This is a genomic window from Kribbella aluminosa (assembly GCF_017876295.1).
GTDB lineage: Bacteria > Actinomycetota > Actinomycetes > Propionibacteriales > Kribbellaceae > Kribbella > Kribbella aluminosa.
The window spans coordinates 166,489-184,888 of the sequence record NZ_JAGINT010000001.1 but is presented as its reverse complement, the minus strand read 5'-3'; the positions used below and the strand labels follow the sequence as shown (position 1 = coordinate 184,888).

The window sequence follows — 18,400 nt, the reverse complement described above, 5'->3', positions numbered from 1 at the left end:
AGAGGGAGTAGCAGTGAGTACCAAAGGCGCAACGGAGAGCACAGATGGGCGGGTAAGTCTGACCGAGAAGGTCGCCAACGACTTGCGAGCCCAGATCTCGTCCGGCCGCCTTGCTCCGGCGTCCGTACTGCCATCCGAAGGCGAGTTGGCCAGGGTCCATGAGGTGTCGCTGGTAACGGTGCGGCGGGCGATTGCCCAACTCCGCAGTGAAGGGCTCGTGCAGACCATCAAGGGCCAACGGGCGTTCGTGCGAAGGTCGGGCGATTGGCCAAGTCATACACACCCGCGCACGATCACCGTTGACGGAGACGGTAACTATGTCGACTCCGAGTCCGCCGGTGGCGAGTGGCACGACATCGAGCCCCCGTCCAAGTACCAGACCAGTGCCGATGCGCCGTTGGCGCTTGCCCTCGGCGTCCCTCAAGGCACGGCGTTCTACGCCTCAGACCGGATCCTCGAAAATGACGCCGGGACACGAATCTTCGTCCGCAGCTACTTGCCCACAGTCGTTGCCAAATCACTACCTGGACTGGCCCGGCGGCAATATATTTCCGCCCGGCAGACCTACAAAGCGGCCAAGGGCCGCGGGGATGAAGCTGGATCTCAACGACTACATCCATGCCCGTCCTCCGGCGCCAAGCGACGCTCGTTCACTGGGTATTCCCGAGGGATTCCCCATGCTGGTCACGCGCCGGATCGCCACCCACAACGGTCAGCCGATCCTGATCCAGGAAACCCGGCGCAGCGCGGAGGATGCTCAGCTCCACTATCGGCCGAGGCTCGGCGGCTAGCCGTAAGCTCCGTCGCGAGGAGCGTGTACTAGCAATCGAGCAGCTCGCAGGCTGGGCAATCGGGTGCCCCGCGTGCAGGGGGCTTCTGGGGCGTGTAACCACACAGACAGCCGGTGGGCGTGCCGTCAGTGACGTGCCTGAAGGTGCTCTCGCGGCCTTGGATCCGGGCGCGGGCATCGGTAATTTCCTGGGGCTCAGCGAAGCTGATGCCGCTGATGCCCGACAGGGCGAGCGTGCCGGCGATCGAGTCTTTGAGAGCAACAGTCATCGCAGTGTCATCATCGGTGCTCAGCCCGTTGAATCGGAAGCCTCGATCGGCAGGGCCCAACTGCGAACCCGATTGATCTGGCTCGGAGTTCTCCTCGGCTTTGCTGGCCGTAAAGTCACGCATTGCTGTGCCTCTTTTCGTGTGCCGATGCGTATCGAGTCCTCTGGAGCGTCATGACCAGATCACGCCTTGGTGATTCAGGTTGGCGTCGGCGCCGTCTTCGAACGGGTTCTGCCGGGCGTTGGACAGCTTGCCTCCGTGCACGGTGACCAGCGGCGCGACCGTGGCAGCGTCAGCCTCGGACAGCGCCTCGCCCAGCACAGCTCGGACGTTGTACCAGCCGAGCTGCGGTGCGTTGAGGTTGCCGGCCCGCCAGACCCACAGGTGGCGTTGATTGCTGCCGTCGATCAATCGTGACTCGGCAGGGAAACACTCGAAGGCTTCGGCTTCTGACCCACACAACTCGGACTTGATCCGCTGTATGTCTCGCCAGGTGATCGGTTCGGGCTGTCTGTCGCGGCGGCGAAACGACAGGTGGGCATCATGTGTACCTTCGAGTCCTCCCCAGCGAACGGTTCGGTCGTTGCGAGTGGCGACCAGCACCATGTAGCGGCTGTTCTGCCAGACCTGCTCGCCGGTGGTGGTGTTCTCGTGCTGGACGAATCGGGTCCATCGCTGCCGGCCTCCGGCTGCTTTAGCCGGGTTGCCTGATTTTCTGGTCTTGGGCATCGTCGTGATCTCCTGTCGGTTGCGCTGTTCACCCGGGTCGGCTCCGCCGGCTGGCAGAGCCGACCCTGGCGGTTGCGGCACACGAGCTGAGCCTCAGAGCCGCAGGGTGGACCAGAGGTCGTTGAGGTCACTTCGGATCTCGTCGTCGAGTGCGGCGAGTAGAGCCTTGTCGACGTCGACGTACCGGAGGAGCCGGTCCTGGATCTGCCGCTTGGTAGACAAGACCCCAGGCATACGCTCGTCTTGCGTGCCGGCGGTGATGATCCGGTAGACCTTCACCGGCTTGGTCTGCCCGGGGCGGTACACCCTGCCGATGGTCTGCTGGTAGTAGTCGAGAAGGAACGGCAGCGTGTACCAGATCAGCGTGGAGCCGCCGCGCTGGAGGTTCAGGCCGGCGCCGGCCGAAGCCGGGTGGATCAGCATCGCCGGGATGTCCTTGGCGTTCCAGCGGCGGATCATCGTGCGCGAGCCGTCGAATGCCTCGGTAGGGATGCCTGTCTTGTTCAGACGGGTGTGCAGCTGTTCCTTGTCCGACTTGAAGTGATAGGCGACCAGCGCGGGTTCTCCGGCGTTCTGGCGGATCAGGTGCGAGGTTTTCTGGATCTTCTCGTCGTGGATGATCTCGTACTGGCCTTTGGTGCTCGGGTCGCCTGGGTCGGAGGTGTAGAGGGTGCCTGAGGCGAACTGCATGAGCTTGCTGATCAGCACGGCGCGGTTGTCGGCGACGACTGTGCGGACGAGGTGCTCGTCGGGTTGGTGGAGGAACTTGCCGATCGTTGCTTGGCGGAACGTCGTGTAGGCGTCGCGTAGGTCGTCGCCGGTCAGTGTCGCCAGGTGTGTGCGGATCGTTTGGGCTTCGGGCTCGGCGGAGTTTCGCAGCCAGTCGGCGTAGGCGAGCTCGGCCTTCTGCAGCGCCGCTTGGCTGACGATCTGGACGATGAGGTCGCGCTTGAACTCCCGGTAGGCAGTCATCAGGTCGGGAGGTAGGCGGACGTGGACGTCCTCCACGATGAGTGGCGGCAGCTTGATTGACGTGTTCTGTGCGCTCATCACGAGGTGTGCGATGGCCTGCTGGATTTCCTGCTCGGCGCCCGGCTTGGGCTTCCATTTCGGGGGCGCTTTGGAGTCCGGGATGACCGTCGGGGTGAACCAGCGTTCGCGGTACGCGTCGATGTCGGTCCCCAGAGCCCTGCCTTGGTCGAGGAGGTAGGCCTGGCTCCACAGGCCCTCGAGGCCGTTCGGCGCTGGCGTGGCGGTGAGCTCGATCAGCCGGGTGACTGCTGGGCGCACGGCCTTGAGTGCGTTGAATCGGTTTGAGGAGTGGGATCTGAATGCGTGGCTCTCGTCAATGATGATGGTCTGGAACGGCCAGATGAGGGTCTTTTGACCGTTGAGGTCTTGGATCGGCATCTGGTCGACCAGGCCGAACCTGCATTCGGGGCAGCCGGCTCCGGAGCAGGTGCGGCAGGCGCACGGCGCCGATGTGACCAGCGAGGCGTTGCGTAGCTCCTGCACCCAGGTTTGAATCTTGGACTTGGCAGGGGTCGGGCGGCCGGGATCTGTGGCCGCCAGGTCGCGGTATTCGGTGACGAGTTCGTCGTAGTTGAGCAGCCTTCGGGTTCGCACCAGTCGCAGGATCTGGGCCGCCTCCGCAGACATGACCGGGTCTGCCTTCTTGCTCGCTACCGGTGTGATCACTCTGGTTTGCTGGGACGGCTGGGTGAGCAGATCCGCATTGATGAAGTACATGGTCGGCGGGTCGGAGAGCACCTGCCGGAACCGTTGGACGCGGCGCTCGCGCGAGAGTTTTCGGTCGCGTTCGTCGACGATCAGTGACCGGGTGCGGATGTTGAAGCCTCGGTCTTCGATCTCGTCGATCCAGGTGGAGCGGGCAACCGCGATGGGGGCGATCACGAGGATGTGGCCGATGGGCCGAATGCGTTGCAGGGCGCTGAGGACGGAGAGCGTCTTACCGCCGCCGACGTCTACCCAGATACCGGCGAACGGGTGGTCGACGATGAAGTCGACGGTGTGTTGCTGATGCGGCATGAGGCGAGGGGCCGAGGGCGGGGTTGTGGCGAGAGTGGTCATCGTGGGCGAGCCGCCTTGGACTGGCCGGCTGCCTCCTTTCGTCGTTGGTCTATGGAGGGCCGGCCTTGGTGCTGGTCAGCGCAGGAGTGCCCAGGCGCCGGCGAGGCAGGCCAGGGACAGGAGCCAGATGCCGACGATTGCCGGAATCGCCAGTTGCTTCTGCTGGGTCTCCTTCGCGCCGGCCTCAGGCCCAGCGTTGGGTTGTCGTTTCATTGGGATCCGGCGCATACCTGGTACTCCTGTTCGGCGTGATGACCTGCTGTGCTGGATTTGCGTCCTGGTTCAGACGCCGAGGGCCTCCTTGACCAGTGCGATCCGTACCTCGGCTTCGTCGGCTCTGTTCCGCTGGCGCTCGAGTTCGGCACGCAGGCTCTGGTTCTCGGCTTGCAGCTCAGCGATGGTGGTCGTCGTGCTGCGTGCCTCGCGGACGCGTTGCGGAACGAGGCTCGGGTGATCGTCTTCTTTCTCGTGCGGGCGGCGCGATGTCTTAGGGCTGGTCGTCATAGGCATTTTCGGTTTCTCTTCACACGCAAGGCGCTCGTCGGATGCGACTGATGCCGGGTGCGGTATCAGCCGGAACGTGGGTGCGCCGCTCTGGTCGAACCGGACTTCTATCGCGGCGTCCCCCGGCAGGCCGTCGGCCTGCTCGTCGAGCCACGAAGAGAACGCGCCTGCGTAGTCGTTGAATGCCTGGGCAATCGATATCGGTCTCGGTGTTTCCGATGGTTCGGCGAGGGTGTCTTGTTCGGGGTCCTCGTCCAGGCGGTGCGTGGCTAGCAGCCGGCGTATCTGTGCCTTGGCGTTGCGGGACGCCCTGTTCGGAGCGGTCATGTTGCGCGGTACCGAGGCGGTCTCCGCGGTGTTGTTGCGCAGGATGCAGTGTCCTTTGGCTGAGACTCTGCCGGTGCAGCCCTGCGCGATCGCGTTGAGTATCAGATCCCTGGCGGCTTGGTCGAAGCCCAGGAGGTCGTGGTTCGTGATGCGGCCGAAGGCGGTCGTGTTTTGGCGGTTCGATCGTGTGAGGCCGCGGCTCATCGATCTGCCTTGTGTTGGTGTCTTCGGGCGGTCGCGGTCTTCATTCAGTTGTCCGCCGCTCGGGTTCGGGAACCGACTGATCGCCGCACAGGTCGGCGACGAACGGGGCGTGGAGGCCGCTGCGTAGGGGTGGCAGGAGCTTCAGGTAGAGGAAGCCTCGTGGGAGACGTTCCTTCGGCCGGTACCGGTCGACGTCACGCTTGACGGTGCCCATCTAGGTGTTCATCCAGTTTTTGGTGAACGTCTCGGCGAGCATCTGGGTGTACACGTCGAGGTCGAGTGCCTCGATGATTGCCATGAGGGCGGGTGGTCCCAGGGCAGTTAGGTCGTCGTTGCAGATGACCATGGACCAGGTGGGGTCGATGCCGTTGATCTTGCGGGTGGAGACGTCTCGGTCTTCGGGGACGAGGGTCAGACGGGGGTTCTGGGAGTTCATCCAGCGGGTCGCGGCCCAGCCGTGATGGGCGAGGATCGATGTGGCGATCTCGTCTGGTACCGGGCGCTGAGCACCTTGTCGGCGTTTCGCCTGGGTGGCCGGTGGGATTTTCCAGGCGCCGGCGTTGAGCAGGCTGACCGCACCGTCGGTGCCGTGACGCACGACGAACGCCCGGTTGACCATCTGCAGCGGCCTCGGGTCCACGATCCGCTGGCCCTCGTCGCCTGCAGTGGGATCCAGAGGGGCCGCGGCGAACGGGTAGGTGATGGAGCCGCGCGACGCGGCGATGACGTTCTGGAACAGCAGCGCCGTTCGCAGCGGGTCCTCGGGGTCGATCGCCTCGCCCATGAGCTTGCGCCCGAGGTCTGTGTCGAAGGCCTCCGACAGTGCGGCCTCTCCCCTGGTGGCGACCACCTGCAGGTACTGGGCCAGGGCGAAGTCGATGACGGCCGGGTGGGCCAGTGACTTGTCCGGACGGGGTCCCACATGGCAGGCCAGCGTGCCGCCGGAAGCAGCGATGATACGGCTTTCGGCGAGCGTGCTTCCTGCTCGGGGTGCGGTTAGCTCCAGCCGGTTGTTCGAGTCTTTGCTGATGAGGAACATCGGCTCGGGTTCGATGTCGACCCCGATCAGTGCTGCCTGCTCGGCGAGCACCTGGTCGTTGATCTCCCGGTCCAGTACGGAGTAGAGACCGTCGGTGTTCGTGGAGATGATCCGGGCACCGGCGAGCGTCTGCGCCTGGCCGATCCGCCAGCTGAAGAGCTGACCGATGATGCGCATCGAGATGATCCGGTTGTTCATCCGGATCGGGTTCTTGTGGGATGCATCGCCTGCGCCGGACGCGGCGTTGAGGATGAGCTTCGTCCCGTTGCGCAAGGTGGTCAGGCGTTCCTTCTCAGCCGCGCGGAGGCCGGGCTGCTTGAGTTCGCGTCCGAGTCGTTCCTTGTCGAAGAAGATCGTTGCGTAGCGGTCTTCCCCCAGCTCGGGGTTGTAGAAGGCCCTCATGTTGCGCAGCAGGTTCGGGTAGTAGCTCGTGAAATCCTCGTGGGTGACGTGGCCTGTCGAGGTCCGGGCGTATTTCGGGTGGAGCTTGGTGGACGCGTCCTCCTTCGCAACGAACAGCTCCGGTGGCTTCTTCGCCGCCTCCGTCCGGTACTCGGCCGACGTGGCCGCGGACTTCGCCAGCACCGTCTTGCCCCGGATGACGAACACTCCGCCGGGACTCATGCTGTCGGTGATCGCAACGTCCAGGGCTTCGTGGTCCGGGCGTTGTACCGCCAGGAGGCCTGCGGGGTCAGGGACCTGCGTCTGGGCTCGCGTCAGTTGCTCTGCCTGGACTGGGTCGTCCTTCTTGGGTTTGCGGTACTTGACCTTCGCCGGGTCCGATCCGAGCAGTACGAGACGCTTGTCGACTGACGTGCCGTCTGGCAGGGCGAGCATGTTGTGCTGGCGCTTCGCCTCGGCGACGAAGTCTTTCGCGTCGGGGTAAAGGTGGCGGGCCAGGCCGAGCATCATCGTGCTGGCGCGGTGCTCCGCGAGGTCTCGGTTGAACCCGGCGATATCGGCCTCGGCCCCGTGGATCCCCCCGGTGGAGAAGGTCGCGAAGCACGACGACGGGGTCCCGTCGGCGAGGAAGTAGGGCAGGTTGTTGGGCGACTTCGGGATCTCCTTCAGTGACCGGACCGGGAGTCCGTGCAGCTCGCTGTACTCCTCGGAGTCGTTGAAGTTCTGCCCCTCGATCGACCGGTAGTACGCGACGACCTGCAGGAAGTCCGTGTGCGCCTTCGCCTGTGCTGGGTTGGCGGCGCGATCGGGGGTGACGTGCTCCTCGAAGAAGCGCACGCATTCGTCGAGCACGTTGACCTGGGCGATTCCGCGCTCGTGAGCGATTTCTGCGGCGGGGTAGACATACGAGACCTTCTCGATGTCGTTCAGGGGCGTGTGCGGGGCGAGGATGCGGCCGACGAACTTGGCCGAGGACGAATCGATGGTCAGCCGGTCGCGGCGTACCGTCTCGTTGCGGTTGAAGACGGTCTCGCGATATTGGGTCAGTAGGCCGGCCTTGAGGTCGAAGGCGCTGGAGTACAGCGGGTGCTCGAACAGCTGGGCGAGGCCCAAACAGTCGGCGACGTTGTAGGCCAGCAGTTCGTAGAGCTCTTCGAGCGTCGTGATGATCGAGTCGTGGCCCAGCTTGCCGGATTCTTTGATCTGGTGCCCGAGCATGCCGAGCAGGCGCTTCAGCCCGACCTTGCGCTGCAGCTCGTTGAGTCGCGCGACGTCGAGGTGACGCCCGGACTGGAGCATCGCGCGGCGGATCTTGCCCTGAGGTGTGTCCCAGCCGAGGTAGCCGGGCATGTACTCGATGTTCTTGGCATCGAACAGTTCGTCGTTGTGTGAGCGCAACGCGGCCGCGGTGATCGGCTTGAACTGTGGGCGCTGTGCGAGGACGTCGACGAGAAGTTGTTCGGTCTCTGCGACGCGCTGCGTACTCGCACTGCGGCGTTGCTGCTGTGCGTACGCCAGGCGGGCGCGGTGGTCGACGACGTCGGAGTACACCTCGGACAGGTACAGCGCCAACATGGTCGTGTCGTAGTTCATGGAGTTGTAGCCGGCGAGGAACGGGTGGGCCGCCGGGTCAAAGCTGGGGTCGGTATCACAGACGGGACGCAAGTCACCGGGGTATGAGGAGTCCTGCTCCGGATCGCACACCTGCTCTGCGTCGGAAAGCCCCATCAGTTGCGCCAGCCGCAGGTTGCCTCGGATGGTGTGGAGGTCGTACAGCGAAGCCTCGACCTGTGGCAGCCCGGGGTTGCCGGTGCGGATCACCTCGACCAGCGAGTGGGTCTGGACCGCTGCGGCCAGCGTGGCGTCGTCGACGAGGTAGAAGACCTCGAGTGCATCGCGGGCCAGGTCCGGGCGCGGCGTGTAGGCGACGAGGCTGAACACATTCGACAAGGACTCGATGTCATAGAACGTGAACAGCGATGACTCCGCTGTGACGGGTGGGAGTCGCCGTCGAGGTTGGGTCCTCTCTTGGGTAGCAGGCATCGTGTCTCTCATTTCGTTCTAGGGGTCTGCAGAACCGGGATCTCGTCCGGGCACGGCTTCATGCCGTTGAGCGGGGCTGGTCGTGTCAGGGCTCATCGGGGCTCGATCCCGGAGCCGGGACGGGCGCCGCGCCGGTCGCGGTCAGGGCATGGCGCAGTAGTCCGCGGTAGCTCGCCTGGAGCAGGGGTTTGCCGATCTTCAGCGGGTCGGTGCCCTTGTAGGCAGGGGCGTACCAGCTCTTCAGTTCGTACTCGGCGATCATCGGCTCGGGCTTGTTCAGCATCTGGCCGGGACGGATTTTGCGGTTCTTGTCCGGGCAGTGCCAGTCGGAGTCGCCGTCGATGATGGCGACGAGGCTGGAGACGAATCGTTGCCGGCTGATCAGAGACCCGGACGGAGACGCCCGGAGGAACCAGCTCTTGAACAGGTCGTAGAGGAACGGGAACGGCAACAGGTCCCAGACGAACAGCTCGCGGAGCTCCTCCCAGAAGGACCTGACCGGGTCGTTCACCTCTTTGTACTCGGCGAGTACGGCCTTCGTCGCCACAGGCTCCGAGAGCTGGTAGTAGTTCCCCGGATCTGCGGCCCCGGCACGATTGATCGCGTACCACAGCGCGTACTCGAGGACCTCTGTGCGCTGTAGGTAGTCGTCTTTGATGTACTTGCGTTCTGAGCCGCTGAAGCTCTTCGTGAAGGGCACGAAGAGCTGCCGGCGGTAGAAGCTCTCGGACTTGTCCTTGGCTTTCGGGAATTCGTTGAGGCACTGCACCATGAAGCCGAGGAACTGGAACGCGATCGGCATCCGGTACTTGCGGTTGATCTGGATGACGTCGCCGGTCACGATCGCCTTGAGGTTGGCGGCCTTGTCGATGAGTGTTCCTACGTCGTTCTCGTCGACGATGATCGCGTTGGCCCTTACGAGTGGCTCCAGCGCGAAGTCCTTGCCGAAGTCGGACAGCGGGATCGAGGTGTGGGTACCGTCACCGACCAGGTTGCGCATGAGGGCACAGAGCGTGCCCTTGCCGTTGTTGCCGCGCTCGCTGTAGAACCACGCGGTCTTGCCCCAGCGAACATGGGGCCGGACGATCGCGCCGATGATCTCCCAGATCAGATCGGCCAGTCCTTCCTGGCCGGGCTGGTCGAACATTTCCTCTAGCCAGGCGACGATCTCCCAGTCCCCGTCCTCGGGGTGGGTGATGACCTGCGGAGGCGCGTCCTCGACGTAGTCGACGCGGCTCTTGGAGAGAAAGACGATGGCCGGGTCGAAGCGGTGGACCTTCTTGCCCTCGAAGTGGAACGTCCGGCCACCGATCTCGATGTCGCGGTCGGCTGTGCTGTACAAGACGATGCCGTTGTTGACGGCAAGGAGATCCCGGTGGGCGCACCGCTGGGTCCGAGGGCTGTCCTCGCGCAGGATCGCGAGGACCTCTTTGAAGTCGTTCAGGGTGAGCTGGGTGTCGTAGCGTCTCGCAGTCGTGCGGAGGTCGTCTTCGCTCACGGTGTAGGTGCCGCGATTGACTCCGGTGGCGTTGTACATCGCGAGTAGGTCGTACTCGCGATCGGTGTCCTTCGCGTTGGGAGCGATCCTGATGACATGGTGCAGGTGCAGGAGTATCTGCGCGATCTGCCAGCAGGAGAGGCGTTTGGCCAGTGGCAACCGGCCGTCGCCCTTGGGGATCTTGACGTTCTCGGCCTTGATGATCGCGTTGCTGGCGGCAAGCAGCTCCTGCTCCAGTATCCGAGGGGTGGGCGCAGCGTCCAGGTCGAGGCGCGACAAGTAGGTGGTCGTGACGTGGGTAACGATGAGGTTCTGCGGTGCCGCGGCTTGCGAGCGTCGGTCGAAGAAGTCGAGTAACTCGGTCAGCAGGGTCGCGGTTCTGGTCACCGGCGGCGAGGATCCGGTGTCGCCGGGCGAGACGGACGAGCCGTTGCCCGTGCCGGGAGTGGTCATGCGTCGCCTCTTCGCATCGTGATGGAGACCCGTCGGCAGGGGGTGGGAAGCCGACACGGTTCGTCTCTGAATGGAACGTGTCCACCGACCCTATGTCATTCGAATGATCATCTGCAATCTATTGAATGATTATCTGAATGACTATCTGCACCCCGCGGGCGGGCTGCGTGGGCCGGAGTGTGCAGTCCGTGCAGCGAGGGGTGCTCGATGTCGAGCGGGCCCCTAGCAGCACCCGGGGGCGGCGTCAGCCGCCCGAGTTCGTCCCAGTGGGTCCGCTCGTCGGATGAGGCAGGACGTGGGAGGCAGCACGCCCGGGCAGATCCTGGTTGCCCTCGGGCAGCGAAAGCTGTACCACGTCAAGTGGTACAGGCGTTTCCGCAGGTCAGATCGTGTTTCTGCCGGGCTTCTGCCAGGGCTGTACCACTTCCCAAATTTTAAGTGGTACAGACAGAACGCCAGGTCAGGTGGGGTTTTTAGTACCCCTGTACCAGAGGTACCAGAGATTTCAGACCTGACATGCGCATGCCTGCGGGTGCGCCTGCGACCAGTCCGGGGTTCTCAGCCGGGTCCCCACTCCCCTGCGACGCCACCGCGACGGCGGGACTCGGTGTCTCGGCCGTCCCACTGCTAGAGGAAGGTGCCAGATCGGTGGTACCTCTGGTACATCGGGCTGAAATCCGTGTCTGACCAGGGCAAACGGGTGTACCACGGGAATGTTCGCAGTGGTACGGGTGACTCGCGCTGTCGAATCCCAGGCCATGCGTTTCCCCAGGTCAGACCTCGGTTCGTGAGGTGTACCAGAGCAAGTGGTACATCTGGCAGCGATTTGCTCTGAACAAACATGCCCCGGACGAGACAGGAGGTCTCATCCGGGGCAGAAGAGCCGGCAGTAGCCGGCTTCGGGGTGGTAGGAGATGGCCGGCAGCAGCTCTCATCTTGCCGGGCAACTGGGGTGGACGACTGCCACTGCGGTCGGCCACTCGCAAGGGGAGGGTCATGGATGACTATTCGGGCTCTATCGGGATCACATCTGCATGATCTATTGATGGTTGTCGAATGATCTTTGATTCCGCTACGATGACAAGCAGACGGCAGGAGACTGTCGCCGTCGCCGTCGCTCTTGGCGGATGGAAACGTGAAGAGAAGGACCGGAGGGTATTCCCCGTGGGAAGGGATCCCTTCGGTCCTTCTCGTATGTCCTGCCCGACGCACGATCCTGCGGCCTGTCACCGCCGGGTCAGTACCGCGGCCGTCTCCGGCGTGAACGTCAGCTTCTGAAGATCGTGCTGGTACTCCGGGTACGGGGCGTCGGGTCGTTGGGTGCGCGAGCCTGTCCGCTCGATCACATAGACGATGTCGTAGGTGACCGAGTAGTTCTGGTTACCGCGCACATAGTCTTCACGCTTGTCGAGCGTGATGGTGCTGAAGCCTTCGACCTGGTTCAGCTTCCGGTAGAACCGGCCAACCTTGCGCTTGGCACGGCGCTCGGCCTTGTCGCAAGACAGACCCCAGGCAGTGATGCGGTAGATGTGGGTGTAGCCGATGTCGAAAGTTGGGAAGTACTTCGCGCTGGCAAAGGCCAGACGGGATTTCGCCCTGAGCGTCGGCAGCAGCGCCGGAGCCATCAGCTCGCCGTCCGCGTAGACGCAGGTCTCGATGACAGCCATGATGATCAGCTCCTTTCGCTGCACTGACCGGCCAGTAGGCCGGCCGAACTCGGCTTTCCACTGTCCCCCGGTGACCGGTTTCACCCCGGTCACCCGGGCCTCGCCGCGCTACCTCGCGACCGGACTCGCACGAACAGGCAGGCGAGGCACCCAACCCAGGCCGCGCCCATCACCGTGACGCCGACCGGTGTCGCCAGCGCCTGGACGGCGCCCGGTGGAACCAGAGCTGCGGCAAGGTTGTACGCCGAATGGAGAACGACGACCTGCCAGAGCCCACGGGTGCGCTCGGCAATTAGTGCGAGCACGAGCCCTAGAGGTGCCGTCGCCACCGCCTGGACGAGGTTGCCGTGCATACAGGCGAAGATCAGCGACGTGAGCACTGCCGACGTCACGACACCTACCTGCTTGCGCAGCAGGGGATAGGTGAGCCCCCGCAAGAGTGCCTCCTCGCTGAGCGGGGCCACCACGAGAGTCAGCGTGATCACCAGCACCTGAGCGGACGCCTGCTCGGCTTCGCGGTGCCGGTCGAAGCCAGGAGACCCCACCAGCCCATAGAGCATGAGCGCGATCGTCTGACCAGCCAGAAATGTCACTGGCATTGCGAGCAGCACCCAGCGCCAGAACCCCGGGGATCGCTGCGTGCCGTCCAGTGGCCCAGGTCCGGGGTCGAAGGCGAAGAATCTGGGCCGCAGGTAGCGCGCGCAGCCAACAGTCAGCGTGACGATCGCTCCGACGGCGATCGTGGCAACGACCGGGTTCCCGATCCACACCAGGACGAGCGCGGCGAGCAGGATGTACCCGCCGGGAACGACGAGCATCACGAGCACGCACCAGCCGATGCGGCGCGACGCCGCGAGAAGCGGCTCGGTCCGCGGTCTTCGGTCAGTCTCGGTGGTCATCACAGCGGCTCCGTGATGACCACCTGTAGACGGGTCTCGCCCATGAACGTGTTGAGCTGGAGTCTCCCGAGGAAGCGCAACGCCTCCAGATCGTGGCTGGTAGCGGTCTGAGCAAGCCGGTCATGGTGCTCCTCGGCCGCGTTCCACCACAGGCAGGCAAGACCGGTGCCGGTGACGAGTCGCAGGTGCTGCTTCTCGGTGCCGATCCGGTCCACCCTGAATCCGTCGAGCGCGACTTCGAAGACCGGCTCGACGAAGCCGTGGCCAAACGGGCGCAGTGTCTCGATGCGGCGCACCAGCTCGATCAGTGGTTCGACGTCGGTCAGTGGTGCGTCGCACTCGGGGCCTGGACCGAGCACGAGGTCACTCGCCGGCCCGATCGAGTCTGCGGCGGCGAGCATTGCGACGCGGGTTGCGCTTTCGAGGATTGCCGAGAGCTTGTCGAGCGCTGCGGCGGAGCGCAGCTTCACTCCACACGCCTGCTGGTGACCGATGGCCCAGAGGTCCTCATGACCCTCGAGCGCGGCGATGATCTCGAACCAGGCTGGGGCCCTGCCAGACCCGCTCACCGGCTCCGACGGCGTCGCCGGCCGGTTCAGCACGACGACCGGGTGACCGTGCTTCTCCATCATCTGGTTGGCCAGCAGGCCGTACATGCCCGCAGGGGCGGCAGAGAAGTAGACCCATGGCGCCAATGGCTGGTCGCCGTCGGCCAGCTCGGCCAGGTGCTCGACGACCAGTTCCTTGCGGCGCTCGTTGTTCGCGATCACCCGTTGGGCCGCTGCGAGCTTCTGGTTCGTGGTCGGGCTCGTGAACACCGCGAAGCAGTCGGACAAGGGTGTGCCGATCCGCCGGGGGCTGTTCATCGCCGGGGCGACATAGTAGCCGTAGAAGCCTTCGTCGATGTCGTCGACGCTTCGGACCTTGCCGGCCTGCGCGAAGGCCTTCAGGAGAACCGCGAAACCCTCGAACGCGGCCAGGTACGCCGCATCGTGCTCACCAGGCTGTGCGGCAAGCAGCTGCAGGAGCGTGGCTTTCTGGACATCGATGCCGTCGGGGTTCGGGTCCAAGCCGCCATAAGGGTTCGGAACCGTCCTCGGCGCGGCCGCGCTCAGCAGCCGGGCGATCGAGAGCGAGTCGCGCACCAGTTGCCTGTTCTCGTACAGCACGGGCATGACGTCGGACACGGTACCGAGGCCGGCGAACAGGCGTAGCAGGCGAATGGCCCACCGCTTTGATGGCTGGTGTGCCGCGGTATAGGCCTCCAGCACCTGGTAGAGAACATGCGCGCCGCAGATCCCGCGCAGAGCGTAGGTCTCATCGAGGCGGCACGGGTCGACGGTCACGTCGGCTGCGCTGCCGGGAGCGAGTTCCTGGTGATGGTCGGTCACCAGGACCTTCCACCCCAACGCCTGTGCGGCGCGCACACCGGCATGGGAGTTCACTCCCCCGTCACAGGTGAGCAGCGTGGTCGTCTCCGGGTAGTGCCGATGGATGTCGGCGACGTCCTCGATGGTCAGGTCGTGCCCGCGGCGGTAGTCGGGGATGTAGAGGTTCACCTCGAACCCGAGCTCCTTGAGCCCCGCGAATCCGAGAACGCCAGAGGCAATGCCGTCCATGTCGAAATCGGGAGCCACGGTGATCGTGCCTCCCGAACGACGGACGTCCTCGAGCGCGGCCACCATAGTTTCGAGATCCTTCAGCGCGTCGTGCTTCTCGCAGTCGATGGCCTCGAGGTACTCGTCGGTCCAGCCCCTGCGCTGGCGCAGGAGCACGAACAGGTCGGAGCTGGTTCCAGCACCCTGCCACTGGCGATCGGAGTCGACGAAGGTGGGGGTTGTGGTCATCATCATGTCCTTGCTGATCGAATGATCGTCTAATGCGATTTTAGCAGCGCGAACCTCTTCTTGATGCTGTTATCACATCATCTTTGCTTAATCTATAGGAATCGTCATCCAATGACTTTTCATAGATCAGTTAGTGGTTTATGGTCGACACCATGGCTAAGCGAAGCGTCGTCGAGTCGGACCTCAGTAAGCGTCCGAATGCCGCGACAGTCACCTTCGCGGTCGGTGACGAGTGGTATGAGATCGACCTCACCGCCAAGGAGCGGCGCGAGTTCGAGGCAGATCTGAAGAAGTACGTCCAGGCGGGCCGCAGAGCCGAGCCGAAGAAGCAGCGGCAAGTTCCAGAGATGACTCCTGAGGAGCGCGAGACGATCCGGGCCTGGGGTCGGGACAACGGCTTCAATGCCCAAGGCATGGGCCGGATCAGCAAAGAGTTGCAGGCCGCCTACGACGAAGCACACGGGATCGACACGGCCAGCCGCAAAGCAGCTCCCAAGCCGCGTCGGAGTGCCGGGCCTGAGGTCCCCGCAATGACTCCTGAGGAGCGCGAGACGATCCGGGCCTGGGGTCGGGACAACGGCTTCAATGCCCAAGGCAAGGGGCGGATCAGCAAAGAGTTGCAGGCCGCCTACGACGAAGCACACGGGATCGCCCGGGAGAGATAACCCCCGGCACGACCCGATGCGATCGTCGCCTTGAGCCCTGAATTCGAGTCCGCAGCTGGGTTAGATCTATCGGTCCGGCTCCAGCATCACACCGGACGCAGCGAGGGATGCATCACGTCGAAGGTCTCGATGCCGGCCTGGATGGCTCGGGTCCGGCAGTCAACGGTGCCATGGGAGAAGTGCCCTGCCACCAGCGGTATGAGCTGTTGGTCGTGCGATTGCGGGCATCGCGGCCTGCGGCACAGGTCGAGGAAGGCCGTGCAACGCACGGAGCTGCCCTGCTTGAGCAGGGCCACTACGAGGTCGACCATCTGCTGGTTGCGGATGAAGCCGGCCCTCTTGCCATAGGTCGTCCAGTCGGCGGGGACGGTCAGGACCTCGAAACCCTCTGCCCGCCACAACATCTCGGCCATGGCGTCCGCGCCGCGACCGTCAGGATCTGCCGGGCAGTGCCCGGACACTAGCAGCGGGCTGGTCACGCTCGACGGTCCCCAGCCTTGCCAGCCCTCGCGGTAGGCGGCACGCATGCCGATCTCGTCGTCCCAGCTGCGCGCGCCGGTAACCAGGTCGACGTGTGAGTACACGGGGCTGCGCGGGTTGTTCACGATTCGCGCCGCTGCGGCATCGTCTGGAGTGACGTGGGGCATGGTAAATCCTCTCGTGCGATGAATCATCTGCGAGACGTGTCCTGCTCAGTTGCGACTGGCAGGCGGGTACAGGAGGACGTCGACGCCGGCCTCGGCGACCGGCGTCAGAGATTCGACGATGCGGTTGGATACGTCGCTCCAGTCGAGTCCTCCGAGGCCGCAGCCAAGAGGCGGGATGGCGATTGATCGGGCTTGGGATTCGATGATTACCTGTCGAAGGGCGACGAGCCCCGCTTCGATCCACTGGAGCTTCGATGGGTCGCGCCAGTGTTCTTTCGTGGGGAAGTTCGCGACCATCACTGTGCGCGGCGAGTGTGTTTCCACGATGTGCACGTCGATGGATCCTATGGACACGAGAGCGGACTGGCAGCGATCGCGGTAGGCGGCGAACATGCTCGGGTAGCGCTGTTTGAACTGCAGGGCGAGACCGGCGCCCATGACTCCTCGTGTGTTGACGGCATTGACGAGGATGTCTGCGCCACTGCCGAACAGGTTCGTCCCGGGGGGCTGCAAGATGATCGGCATGATGACTCCAGCATTCAATCGGTAGCGGGCTGATGGCGTGCCTGGCCGGCGGCGCATGCCCTAGTCGGCTGCTGACGCTGAGACCTCATAGGCCATCACGTGCGCAACCGTGTCGATGCATCCATGTCTGTCGACCAAGTGCTCATACACGACGTGCTCCAGGTTGCGGCTGCGCAAGATCGAGTCGCAGTCAGGTACAGGGCATTCGACTGCAATCGTGATCAGAGAGACGTCGGTGGTCACCAGGCACGCTCCCGAAGGCGAGCCGGTCGACAGGGGACGGCTCTCAGCTGATGCGTCACGTGCGTGCGCTGGTGTGAGGCATGATTCACGGAACTCTCCTCAGGGGTACAGGAACTGGGCTTGGCCCGACTACTCCTGTTCCGTCCCGTGCCAGCTCTGCTGGCTCTGAGCCGTTTCAGCTAGCTCGAGGCCGTCGCCTCGGCCGCTCACTCGATGCGCCCGCAGGGCATCCATTCATCGATTGCTGGCGACGAGCGCGGCGGCTCATCCATGCCATCTGGGCATGCCGAGCGCAGCGAGGTCAGGGAGCGCCAGCGACCGTTGGAACCTGTCGGCTATGCCGACCAACACGTCCTCGGAGCGCAGCGCAGAGGGCCGAGCGGAGCGAGGTCTGCTGGACACGTGTTGCCAGGTTCCCTTATGCCCTTTTTCTTCTCCGCCTTCTGTTCCACGTCCGGAGCGTTAGCGGAGGACTGGAACGCTTGTGTATCAGGCGAAATCGTTGGTACGTACCGGTCCGGACTCTGGGTCATCTTGCGCGGAGCGCGTGTACGGTCCGGTGCTGTTTCGCCTGGTCTTGGCCCTCTGATGCTGTTCGCTCTGATCGGCGCGCGTGGCACCGCCGTACGGATGCGCTTTCGCAGTCTCGCGAGGTACGAGTAGCGCGCTCTTCTCCACCTGTACGGATGCTCGCTTTAGTGGGTCTTTCTAAACCACCTATGGCTTCGCAATACCTTGCTGCTTGCCTCCTGCCACAGCTGCGCCACAGGGCGGTCCGACGCTCTATCGCTGTGGTGGTTGGCGCTTTGGATCAACCGGTTGTTGCGCCGCGCAGCGGCTTCCGCCTCATCGTGTGGCGGAGCTTGCTTCGGCTTTCTCCAAGGCCGGCATCCGGGACGGTCGTCGGCATCGCTCGTACGACGGCTGTCGTGCCGGCACTCGTCGCACCGCGCCCGAGGCGGGCCGCAGGCCCTTCACAGCTACTGCGCAGCAGTCGTGGGCGCATCAAGAAGAAAGCTTCAAGCGCAGGGCTTGCCAGTGCCAACCGGCACTTATCCGGTCCCCGTATGGGCCCGGACGCGTCCAGATCTCGCCTCGATGGCGTGCATCACTGGGCTGTGGGAGGACCGAGGCGCATCGGGGTCTTCCGCCGGTCCCGTCGACAACGTCCGGCGTCGCGCTCCGGGTCGATGCTGGGCACCTGCTGGACCAGGGCCTGATCCGGGGCAGCCGGGATACCAGGCCGGTCCCCTATTGGAGCGCTGACAAGACCATCAACGGGCCACGGCAGGAACTGGCGGGTGGGCTCGGCTGGGTCTGATCGACGTCCTTGCCGAGCCGCGAGGTGACCCGGAACAAGGATAGGTCTTTAAATGGTCTTTGAAAGGTTTGCAAAAGACCATTGAATGCTCATAAGATGAGCATCGGATAGAGGACTCAGGGGCGACCTGGCCGAGTCCCGTAGACGAGGCCGAGGAGAGTGCACGGATGACCAAGACCAGTCAGCCAGAGGCGGCAGATCCGCGGCGGCTTCGCTGGAGCGTTCCCGCAGCAGACG

The 18,400-nt window shown here is 64.2% G+C and carries 15 protein-coding genes and 1 pseudogene; 3 read left to right on the top strand and 13 right to left on the bottom strand.

Annotation, left to right across the window (positions count from 1 at the left end):
* Positions 1-13 precede the first annotated feature (13 nt).
* Both JOF29_RS45815 and JOF29_RS42590 read left to right on the top strand, forming a co-directional pair.
* A pseudogene (locus JOF29_RS45815) lies at positions 14-238 on the top strand (winged helix-turn-helix domain-containing protein); the annotation flags it as partial.
* A gap of 352 nt (positions 239-590) precedes the next feature.
* The gene (locus JOF29_RS42590) at positions 591-791 is read left to right on the top strand and encodes a UTRA domain-containing protein (protein ID WP_245357393.1); all 201 of its coding nucleotides are present in this window, start codon (positions 591-593) and stop codon (positions 789-791) included.
* 28 nt (positions 792-819) lie between these two features.
* Here JOF29_RS42590 and JOF29_RS00985 read toward each other — a convergent pair whose 3' ends face one another.
* The 11 genes from JOF29_RS00985 to JOF29_RS00935 all read right to left on the bottom strand — a co-directional run bounded on the left by JOF29_RS00985 (position 820) and on the right by JOF29_RS00935 (position 14,762).
* On the bottom strand, positions 820-1,182 hold the full coding sequence (locus JOF29_RS00985; RefSeq protein WP_209692339.1) for a hypothetical protein: 363 nt from the start codon (positions 1,180-1,182) through the stop codon (positions 820-822).
* Positions 1,183-1,230: 48 nt separating this feature from the next.
* Positions 1,231-1,788: a DUF7694 domain-containing protein gene (locus JOF29_RS00980; RefSeq protein ID WP_209692338.1), complete on the bottom strand. Its 558-nt coding sequence runs from the start codon at positions 1,786-1,788 to the stop codon at positions 1,231-1,233.
* 93 nt (positions 1,789-1,881) lie between these two features.
* Positions 1,882-3,837, bottom strand: a complete 1,956-nt coding sequence (locus tag JOF29_RS00975) for a helicase-related protein (RefSeq protein ID WP_245357392.1) — start codon at positions 3,835-3,837, stop codon at positions 1,882-1,884.
* A 117-nt stretch (positions 3,838-3,954) separates the two neighbouring features.
* Positions 3,955-4,107 (bottom strand): hypothetical protein, encoded by a 153-nt coding sequence (locus JOF29_RS00970; RefSeq protein WP_209692336.1) that lies wholly within the window; start codon positions 4,105-4,107, stop codon positions 3,955-3,957.
* 54 nt (positions 4,108-4,161) lie between these two features.
* Positions 4,162-4,914, bottom strand: coding sequence for a hypothetical protein (locus tag JOF29_RS00965; RefSeq protein ID WP_209692335.1), 753 nt, complete (start codon positions 4,912-4,914; stop codon positions 4,162-4,164).
* A gap of 40 nt (positions 4,915-4,954) precedes the next feature.
* Positions 4,955-5,128 (bottom strand): hypothetical protein, encoded by a 174-nt coding sequence (locus tag JOF29_RS00960; RefSeq protein WP_209692334.1) that lies wholly within the window; start codon positions 5,126-5,128, stop codon positions 4,955-4,957.
* Positions 5,129-8,398: a hypothetical protein gene (locus JOF29_RS00955; RefSeq protein WP_209692333.1), complete on the bottom strand. Its 3,270-nt coding sequence runs from the start codon at positions 8,396-8,398 to the stop codon at positions 5,129-5,131. It lies immediately after the preceding gene.
* Between the two features lie 85 nt (positions 8,399-8,483).
* Positions 8,484-10,349, bottom strand: a complete 1,866-nt coding sequence (locus JOF29_RS00950; protein ID WP_209692332.1) for a DNA primase family protein — start codon at positions 10,347-10,349, stop codon at positions 8,484-8,486.
* Positions 10,350-11,575: 1,226 nt separating this feature from the next.
* Positions 11,576-12,016 (bottom strand): hypothetical protein, encoded by a 441-nt coding sequence (locus tag JOF29_RS00945; protein ID WP_157630298.1) that lies wholly within the window; start codon positions 12,014-12,016, stop codon positions 11,576-11,578.
* Between the two features lie 89 nt (positions 12,017-12,105).
* Complete coding sequence (locus JOF29_RS00940) at positions 12,106-12,915, bottom strand: CPBP family intramembrane glutamic endopeptidase (RefSeq protein ID WP_209692331.1); 810 nt, start codon at positions 12,913-12,915, stop codon at positions 12,106-12,108.
* Positions 12,915-14,762 (bottom strand): DHH family phosphoesterase, encoded by a 1,848-nt coding sequence (locus tag JOF29_RS00935; protein WP_245357391.1) that lies wholly within the window; start codon positions 14,760-14,762, stop codon positions 12,915-12,917. Before JOF29_RS00935 ends, JOF29_RS00940 begins: the two co-directional genes overlap by 1 nt.
* Before the next feature lie 152 nt (positions 14,763-14,914).
* Between JOF29_RS00935 and JOF29_RS00930 the strand changes: the two genes are divergently transcribed.
* Positions 14,915-15,427: an Lsr2 dimerization domain-containing protein gene (locus JOF29_RS00930; RefSeq protein ID WP_209692329.1), complete on the top strand. Its 513-nt coding sequence runs from the start codon at positions 14,915-14,917 to the stop codon at positions 15,425-15,427.
* Positions 15,428-15,513: 86 nt separating this feature from the next.
* Here the strand turns inward: JOF29_RS00930 and JOF29_RS00925 are convergent, their stop codons facing one another.
* Both JOF29_RS00925 and JOF29_RS00920 read right to left on the bottom strand, forming a co-directional pair.
* The gene (locus JOF29_RS00925; protein ID WP_209692328.1) at positions 15,514-16,074 is read right to left on the bottom strand and encodes a hypothetical protein; all 561 of its coding nucleotides are present in this window, start codon (positions 16,072-16,074) and stop codon (positions 15,514-15,516) included.
* Positions 16,075-16,119: 45 nt separating this feature from the next.
* A complete protein-coding gene (locus JOF29_RS00920; RefSeq protein ID WP_165952287.1) occupies positions 16,120-16,599 on the bottom strand; it encodes a macro domain-containing protein in 480 nt (159 codons plus the stop codon).
* Positions 16,600-18,400 lie beyond the last annotated feature (1,801 nt).

Coding starts and splice junctions, on each gene's coding strand:
- JOF29_RS00935 (WP_245357391.1), bottom strand. CDS start 14,762: ATGACCACAACCCCCACCTTCGTCGACTCCGATCGCCAGTGGCAGGGT.
- JOF29_RS00925 (WP_209692328.1), bottom strand. CDS start 16,074: ATGCCCCACGTCACTCCAGACGATGCCGCAGCGGCGCGAATCGTGAAC.
- JOF29_RS00945 (WP_157630298.1), bottom strand. CDS start 12,016: ATGGCTGTCATCGAGACCTGCGTCTACGCGGACGGCGAGCTGATGGCT.
- JOF29_RS00970 (WP_209692336.1), bottom strand. CDS start 4,107: ATGCGCCGGATCCCAATGAAACGACAACCCAACGCTGGGCCTGAGGCC.
- JOF29_RS00965 (WP_209692335.1), bottom strand. CDS start 4,914: ATGAGCCGCGGCCTCACACGATCGAACCGCCAAAACACGACCGCCTTC.
- JOF29_RS00975 (WP_245357392.1), bottom strand. CDS start 3,837: ATGCCGCATCAGCAACACACCGTCGACTTCATCGTCGACCACCCGTTC.
- JOF29_RS00920 (WP_165952287.1), bottom strand. CDS start 16,599: ATGCCGATCATCTTGCAGCCCCCCGGGACGAACCTGTTCGGCAGTGGC.
- JOF29_RS00940 (WP_209692331.1), bottom strand. CDS start 12,915: ATGACCACCGAGACTGACCGAAGACCGCGGACCGAGCCGCTTCTCGCG.
- JOF29_RS00930 (WP_209692329.1), top strand. CDS start 14,915: ATGGCTAAGCGAAGCGTCGTCGAGTCGGACCTCAGTAAGCGTCCGAAT.
- JOF29_RS00950 (WP_209692332.1), bottom strand. CDS start 10,349: ATGACCACTCCCGGCACGGGCAACGGCTCGTCCGTCTCGCCCGGCGAC.
- JOF29_RS00960 (WP_209692334.1), bottom strand. CDS start 5,128: ATGGGCACCGTCAAGCGTGACGTCGACCGGTACCGGCCGAAGGAACGT.
- JOF29_RS00985 (WP_209692339.1), bottom strand. CDS start 1,182: ATGCGTGACTTTACGGCCAGCAAAGCCGAGGAGAACTCCGAGCCAGAT.
- JOF29_RS00980 (WP_209692338.1), bottom strand. CDS start 1,788: ATGCCCAAGACCAGAAAATCAGGCAACCCGGCTAAAGCAGCCGGAGGC.
- JOF29_RS42590 (WP_245357393.1), top strand. CDS start 591: ATGAAGCTGGATCTCAACGACTACATCCATGCCCGTCCTCCGGCGCCA.
- JOF29_RS00955 (WP_209692333.1), bottom strand. CDS start 8,398: ATGCCTGCTACCCAAGAGAGGACCCAACCTCGACGGCGACTCCCACCC.